This window comes from Halobacillus sp. BBL2006 (assembly GCF_000786645.1).
Classification (GTDB): Bacteria; Bacillota; Bacilli; order Bacillales; family Halobacillaceae; genus Halobacillus.
On record NZ_JRNX01000484.1, the window covers coordinates 1 to 7,177 of the forward strand.

The window sequence follows — 7,177 nt, forward strand, 5'->3', positions numbered from 1 at the left end:
AGATATCCTGAAAGAGACGCTCGTAAAAGGGTTTGCCGTTTGAGAAAATTTCGTAATTTCCGGTTGTTTTTTTACTATGAATCAGGCGGGGGTGCTTCTGATGGTTATTTCGTCCCATTTTAAAATCCAATAGGAGCAGTAAAATAAAGATAATAAGTAAAATAATGACTACGCCAATTACCATTTCGTTTTCAACTCCTCGAAGAAAGATTCACTATAGTTTCCCCTAATCCGTCAATTTACCACATGAAAAAAGATGAAAACATGTTGACTGAATGCTCATTCATAATTTATAGTAAAGCTATAAGATTCAGAAAATTTTCATGTTTCTGATCCGTAAAAAGGAGAGTCGCTTTTTCCGCGATGATAATAAAGAGGGGGAGAACAAATGAATCCGTTGTTACTGGCAAACTGGATATTGTTCCTTGGTGTAACGATCTACGGGTTGTATCTGTTTGTACGAGTCGTTCGTACACGGATCGCTTACATCAAAATGGGTAAGAAATTCGAGTTTGATGGGGAAATCAAACGACGATTGCAGAAGATATGGATTTACGTTTTTGGTCAGAAAAAACTTTTGAAAGATAAAAAATCAGGCGCTATTCACGTCATGATGTTTTATGGATTTCTTCTTGTGCAATTTGGTGCGATTGATTTCATTTGGAAAGGACTAGCTCCTGATTCACATTTACCATTAGGACCGTTGTATCCAGGGTTCACATTTTTCCAAGAATTAGTCACACTGACGATTCTAGTTGCTGTTATTTGGGCATTTTATCGTCGTTATATTGAAAAGCTTGTCCGCTTGAAACGCGGATTTAAAGCAGGTCTTGTACTTATATTTATCGGAGGACTAATGGTCAGTGTCCTAGTCGGAAACGGAATGGGATTGATTTGGCACGGTCATGAAGGCGCGTGGACAGAACCCATTGCGACCTTAATTGCAAGCGCTTTCTCGTGGTTTCCGCCAGCGGCCGCCGCTACTGTGTTCTTCATTATGTGGTGGATCCACTTACTAATCTTATTGACGTTCCTTGTGTACGTGCCGCAATCCAAGCATGCTCACTTGCTCGCTGCACCAGTGAATGTTTTCCTCAGTCGTGAAGAGCCTCCAGGAAAACTGAAGCCTATTGATTTTGAAATCGATGAAGAGGCGGATGAAGAGGATGTATCTTTCGGAGTTGGAAAAATTGAGGATTTCAATCAGCTGCAAATGATTGACTTCTATGCATGTGTGGAGTGTGGACGCTGTACAAATGTTTGTCCAGCTTCTGGTTCAGGAAAAATGCTCTCTCCAATGGATCTAATTATCAAGCTTCGTGATCATTTGACCGAAAAGGGAGCTGCTGTGACCGGCCAATCACCGTGGGTGCCGCAATATGCGTTCTCAGGTACAGAGGGGAACACTCTTGCTCAGATGGCTCGTTCGCAAGGGTCAGATGAAGCCGCTGCCTCTTTGGATGCCGTTCAGAACAAAAGCCTTATCGGCGATGTCATTACAGAAGAGGAATTATGGGCATGTACAACTTGCCGTAACTGTGAAGACGCTTGCCCTGTAATGAATGAGCATGTTGATAAAATCATTGACCTTCGTCGTTACTTAGTTCTTACAGAAGGGAAAATGGATGCTGATGGTCAGCGTGCAATGATGAATATCGAACGACAAGGGAACCCTTGGGGTCTATCGAAGAAAGAACGTGAAGATTGGCGTAACCTTGACGAAGATGTTCATATTCCAACTGTTAAAGAATTGAAAAAGTCAGGCGAAGAATTTGAATACTTATTCTGGGTAAGCTCTATGGGCTCCTACGATAACCGCAGTCAGAAAATCGCTATGGCGTTTGCGAAGCTTATGAACAAAGCGGGAATCAAGTTTGCAATTCTTGGTAACAAAGAACAAAACTCGGGTGATACGGCTCGCCGAATGGGGAATGAATTTTTGTTCCAGGAGCTTGCAGAGAAAAACATGAAAGAGTTCAACAAGCATGATGTAAAGAAAATCATTACAATTGACCCGCACGCTTACAATATTTTCAAAAATGAGTACACGGATTTTGGCTTAGAAGCAGAAGTTTACCACCATACAGAAATGCTATCGAAGTGGTTGAAAGAAGGGTTGCTGAAACCAGAAGGTGTGGTCAAAGAGCGCATCACATACCACGATAGCTGTTATTTAGGACGTTACAACGAAGTGTATCAGCCGCCTCGTGAAGTACTTGAAATGATTCCTGGGGTGGAAGTGGTTGAGATGAAACGTAATCGTTCCAACGGTATGTGCTGTGGAGCCGGCGGCGGAATGATGTGGATGGAAGAAAAATCAGGTAACCGTGTAAACGTCGCTCGTACAGAACAAGCGCTAGAAGTCGAACCAACAATGATCTCAAGCGGATGCCCATTCTGTTTAACAATGCTGTCAGACGGGACGAAAGCAAAAGAAGTTGAAGAAGATGTAAGTACTATGGATATTGCTGAGATCTTAGCTAAATCCATTTTTGAAGCAACAGAAGAAAAAACAGCGTAATTTTTTGTAAAATATCAACTAAACATTGTGAAAATTGTGGAAAGTGTACACTATTTTAGGTACACTTTCCTTATGGGGCAAAATTGAGCGAGCGTTCAATCGCCAATTTTGAAAGCGTTATCAATAAAGGGAGGAAATCAAACATGCGTAAAACAGTAATCGTTTCAGGAGCACGAACACCTTTTGGGAAATTCGGAGGGGCATTGGCTCCGTTAACGGCTGCACAGCTTGGGGGCATTGTGATTAAAGAAGCGTTGAAGCGTGGGAATTTCAATGCTGAAGATGTGAACGAAGTCATCATGGGGTCTGTACTTCAGGGTGGTCAAGGCCAGCTGCCATCTCGTCAGGCTTCTCGTGAAGCAGGAATCCCATGGGATGTGAAAACCGAAACGATCAATAAAGTGTGTGCATCTGGAATGAGAAGTGTGACGATGGCGGATCAGTTTATTCGGCTTGGAGATGAAGAGGTCATCGTAGCTGGCGGAATGGAAAGCATGAGCAACGCACCATACTTTATGCCAAAAGCACGATGGGGATTACGCATGGGGGATTCTCCTGTGAAAGATATGATGGTCCATGATGGATTGACTTGTTCTTTTGAAAATGTCCATATGGGCAACTACGGAAATCGAACAGCAGAAGAGTTCGAGCTTACTCGTGAAGCACAGGATGAATGGTCATATCGCAGTCATCAGCGCGCTGTGAAAGCCATAGAGGAAGGGACAATGGCTGAGGAAATCGTTCCTGTTGCAGTGCCTCAGAGAAAAGGTGATCCAGTTTCAGTGGAACGTGATGAAGCACCTAGAAAAGATACGACGATCGAAGCCTTATCGAAATTACGTCCTGTCTTCGATAAGAACGGAACGATCACAGCAGGTAATGCGCCAGGGGTTAATGATGGAGCGTGTGCGATGCTGCTGATGTCAGATGAAAAGGCTAAGGAGATTGGTGCTGAGACGTTAGCTACAATTTTGGCACACGATGAAGTGGCTGTAGAAGCTCAAGATTTCCCGCAAACGCCAGGACTTGTAATTAACAAACTTCTCGAAAAAGCAGGGAAATCCATAGATGAAATTGATTTGTTCGAAGTGAACGAAGCATTTGCAGCTGTATCTCTGGCAAGCGGCAAAATTGCGGGGCTTGATCCTGAAAAAGTGAACGTCAACGGTGGCGCTGTTGCTCTTGGACACCCAATCGGCGCGAGTGGAGCAAGAATTTTACTTACATTAGCTTATGAACTCAAACGTCGGGGAGGCGGACTTGGAATTGCTGCCATTTGTTCAGGCGGAGGTCAAGGAGATGCTGTCTTAATCGAAGTACCGAAGCAATAGAGGAGGAACGATAAATGACAATCAATCAAGTCATGGTCATTGGAGCAGGACAAATGGGTGCGGGGATCGCCCAGGTTTTTGCTCAGTCAGGACTAAATGTAAAATTAAACGATCTACAACAAGAAGCATTGGACAAGGGATTAGCAGGCATTGAAAAACGAATGAATCGAGCGGTAGAAAAAGGAAGAATGACAGAAGCTGAAATGAAGTCTGCGATGGATCACCTTTCTGGAACGACGAAGCTTGAGGATGCCTCAGATTGCGATCTTGTGATTGAAGCCGTTGTTGAAAATATGGATGTGAAAGCTAAGGTGTTCAAGAGTCTTGATGAAATTACACCATCCCATGCGATTTTGGCAACGAACACATCGTCTCTTCCGATTACAGAAATTGCTGCAGTAACGAGTCGTCCTTCACAAGTGATCGGAATGCACTTCATGAACCCTGTACCTGTTATGAAGCTTGTTGAAATCATTCGTGCCATCCAGACGAGTGATGAAACGTATCAATCAATTGAAGATATGACAAAGAAATTGAACAAAACGCCTGTCGAGGTAGAAGATTTTCCTGGTTTCGTTTCTAATCGGATCTTGATGCCGATGGTTAATGAGGCGATTTATACCGTATACGAAGGGGTTGCTTCTCCTGAAGACGTCGATAGCGTTATGAAGCTTGGGATGAACCATCCAATGGGACCGTTGACATTAGCTGATTTTATCGGTCTTGATACATGCCTTTACATTATGGAAGTTCTTTACGAAGGCTTTGGAGATAGCAAATATCGTCCATGTCCGCTGCTTCGTAAATACGTTAAGGCAGGCTGGCTAGGGAAGAAATCAGGTCGAGGTTTTTACATCTACGAATAACTTGTGAAGGAGAGAATGACGATGAATTTGCAGTTTACCGATGAACAAGAAATGATGCGCAAAATGGTGCGGGACTTTGCGGAGAAGGAAGTAGCGCCAGCCGTTGAACGTATGGAAAAAGAAGATCGTTTTCCAAGTGAATTGCTTCCGAAAATGGGGGAGCTCGGATTGATGGGAATCCCCATTCCGGAAAAATACGGTGGAGCAGAAATGGACTATACATCATACATTATCGCCATTCACGAACTCTCTAAAGTGAGCGCAACCCTCGGCGTGATTTTATCTGTACACACATCGGTAGGGACGAACCCGATTTTGTACTTCGGAACAGAAGAACAGAAACAAAAATATATTCCAAAGCTCGCTTCTGGAGAATATTTAGGAGCGTTCGCTCTGACAGAGCCTAGTGCTGGATCGGATGCAAGCAGCTTAAAGACGCGCGCTGAAAAACGCGGGGACAATTATATTCTGAACGGATCAAAAGTGTTCATTACAAACGGCGGCGAAGCGGATACATTCATTGTATTTGCTAGAACGAACGCTGACGTTCCGACTGGAAAAGGGCTCAGTGCATTCATCGTTGAGAGAGATACGCCAGGCTTCTCAATTGGAAAAGCAGAGAAAAAGATGGGACTGCATGGATCTAGCACCGTTTCGTTAAATTTTGATCAATGTGAAGTCCCAGCTTCTCAACTATTAGGAACCGAAGGCGCAGGATACAAAATTGCACTTGCTAACCTAAACATGGGAAGGATTGGAATCGCTGCTCAATCGCTTGGAATTGCGGAAGCGGCCCTTGAGCATGCGAGTGCTTATGCAAAAGAGCGTGTCCAATTCGGTCAGCCGATCGCAAAGCTCCAGGGGATTTCGTTCAAGCTTGCTGACATGGCAACAGCAGTAGAAGCATCTAAATTGCTTGTATATAATGCTGCATCTATGCAGCAACGAGGAGAAAAGTGCGGGAAAGAAGTGTCGATGGCGAAATTATTCGCTTCAAAAACAGCAGTCGATACGGCTATAGAAGCGGTTCAGATCCACGGAGGATATGGATATACGGAAGATTATGCGGTCGAACGTTTCTTCAGGGATGCCAAAGTTTGCGAAATCTATGAAGGAACAAGTGAGATCCAGCGTATCGTAGTTAGCAATCACTTGATCAGAGATTGAGGAGGACTAGAGAATGAATTTTACTTTAACAGAAGAACAACAAATGCTGCGTAAGATGGTTCGAGATTTTGCCAAAAATGAAGTGGAGCCCACAGCGGCTGAACGTGATGAAGAAGAGAGGTTTGATCGGGAAATTTTCGATAAAATGGCTGAGCTTGGATTGACGGGAATCCCTTGGCCGGAAGAATATGGCGGTATCGGTTCAGATTTCGTGAGCTATGTTATTGCGGTGGAGGAATTGTCCCGGGTTTGCGCATCGACGGGAGTGACGCTTTCAGCTCATATCTCCTTGGCGAGCTGGCCTATCTATAAATTTGGTAATGAAGAACAGAAGAAAAAATATTTGGCCCAACTAGCGTCGGGCGAGAAGTTAGGAGCCTATGCACTTTCTGAACCAGGTGCTGGGAGTGATGTCTCTTCAATGAGAACACAGGCGAAGCTTGATGGAGATCACTATGTATTGAATGGAAACAAGGTATGGATTACAAACGGCGGTGTTGCTGATTTATACGTCGTTTTTGCTAAAACAGACCCGGAAGCGGGCAGCCGTGGAGTAAGTGCTTTTATTATTGAAAAAGATACTCCGGGATTCACGACCGGGAAAAAAGAGAAGAAACTAGGGATCCGCTCTTCACCTACGACGGAATTGATTTTTGAAGATTGCAGGGTTCCTAAAGAGAATCTTCTTGGAGAAGAGGGGCAAGGATTTAAAATTGCCATGATGACACTCGATGGAGGACGTAACGGTATCGCCGCACAGGCGGTTGGCATCGCGCAAGGCGCATTGGATGAGTCTGTTTCTTACGCTAAGGAAAGGGAACAATTTGGTAAACCAATCGCTACACTGCAAGGGATTTCCTTTAAGCTCGCAGACATGGCTACTCAAATCGAGGCTTCAAGACTATTAACCTACCAGGCCGCTTACTTAGAATCAGAAGGCAAGCCGTACGCCAAAGCTTCTGCAATGGCGAAACTTTATGCCGGAGACGCAGCCATGAAGATCACGACAGAAGCCGTCCAGGTTCATGGTGGGTATGGCTATACAAAAGACTATCCAGTCGAACGCTACATGCGTGACGCCAAAATTACCCAAATCTACGAAGGCACACAAGAAATCCAGCGCCTCGTCATAGGAAGAATGGTAACGAAAGATTAAGTGTGAAATCGCCCTGGGAGACACGCCAAGCATAAGACAAGCGGTGCAAGTGGAGTGTACTTTCTCCACTGCAGCGAATGACTTATGTCTCGAGTGTCTAGGCTTCGCAACTCAACTGAGCTGGAGGAGATAAAGG

General features: G+C 44.4%; 5 protein-coding genes and 1 pseudogene. 5 read left to right on the top strand and 1 reads right to left on the bottom strand.

Annotated elements, in window-relative coordinates; genetic code table 11:
- Positions 1-184 (bottom strand): annotated as a pseudogene (locus tag LD39_RS23610) (cardiolipin synthetase); the annotation flags it as partial.
- Positions 185-388: 204 nt separating this feature from the next.
- On the opposite strand from LD39_RS23610, the gene LD39_RS14355 reads away from it, so the two are divergent.
- From LD39_RS14355 to LD39_RS14375, 5 genes are all read left to right on the top strand, one after another.
- Positions 389-2,521 carry a (Fe-S)-binding protein gene (locus LD39_RS14355; RefSeq protein ID WP_035548448.1) on the top strand — a complete coding sequence of 711 codons (2,133 nt, stop codon included), beginning with the start codon at positions 389-391 and terminating at the stop codon, positions 2,519-2,521.
- A 143-nt stretch (positions 2,522-2,664) separates the two neighbouring features.
- Positions 2,665-3,852 (top strand): acetyl-CoA C-acetyltransferase, encoded by a 1,188-nt coding sequence (locus LD39_RS14360; RefSeq protein ID WP_035548451.1) that lies wholly within the window; start codon positions 2,665-2,667, stop codon positions 3,850-3,852.
- Positions 3,853-3,866: 14 nt separating this feature from the next.
- The gene (locus LD39_RS14365) at positions 3,867-4,718 is read left to right on the top strand and encodes a 3-hydroxybutyryl-CoA dehydrogenase (protein WP_035548454.1); all 852 of its coding nucleotides are present in this window, start codon (positions 3,867-3,869) and stop codon (positions 4,716-4,718) included.
- A gap of 21 nt (positions 4,719-4,739) precedes the next feature.
- The gene (locus tag LD39_RS14370; protein WP_035548457.1) at positions 4,740-5,885 is read left to right on the top strand and encodes an acyl-CoA dehydrogenase; all 1,146 of its coding nucleotides are present in this window, start codon (positions 4,740-4,742) and stop codon (positions 5,883-5,885) included.
- A 13-nt stretch (positions 5,886-5,898) separates the two neighbouring features.
- The gene (locus LD39_RS14375) at positions 5,899-7,041 is read left to right on the top strand and encodes an acyl-CoA dehydrogenase (protein WP_035548459.1); all 1,143 of its coding nucleotides are present in this window, start codon (positions 5,899-5,901) and stop codon (positions 7,039-7,041) included.
- Positions 7,042-7,177: the final 136 nt, after the last annotated feature.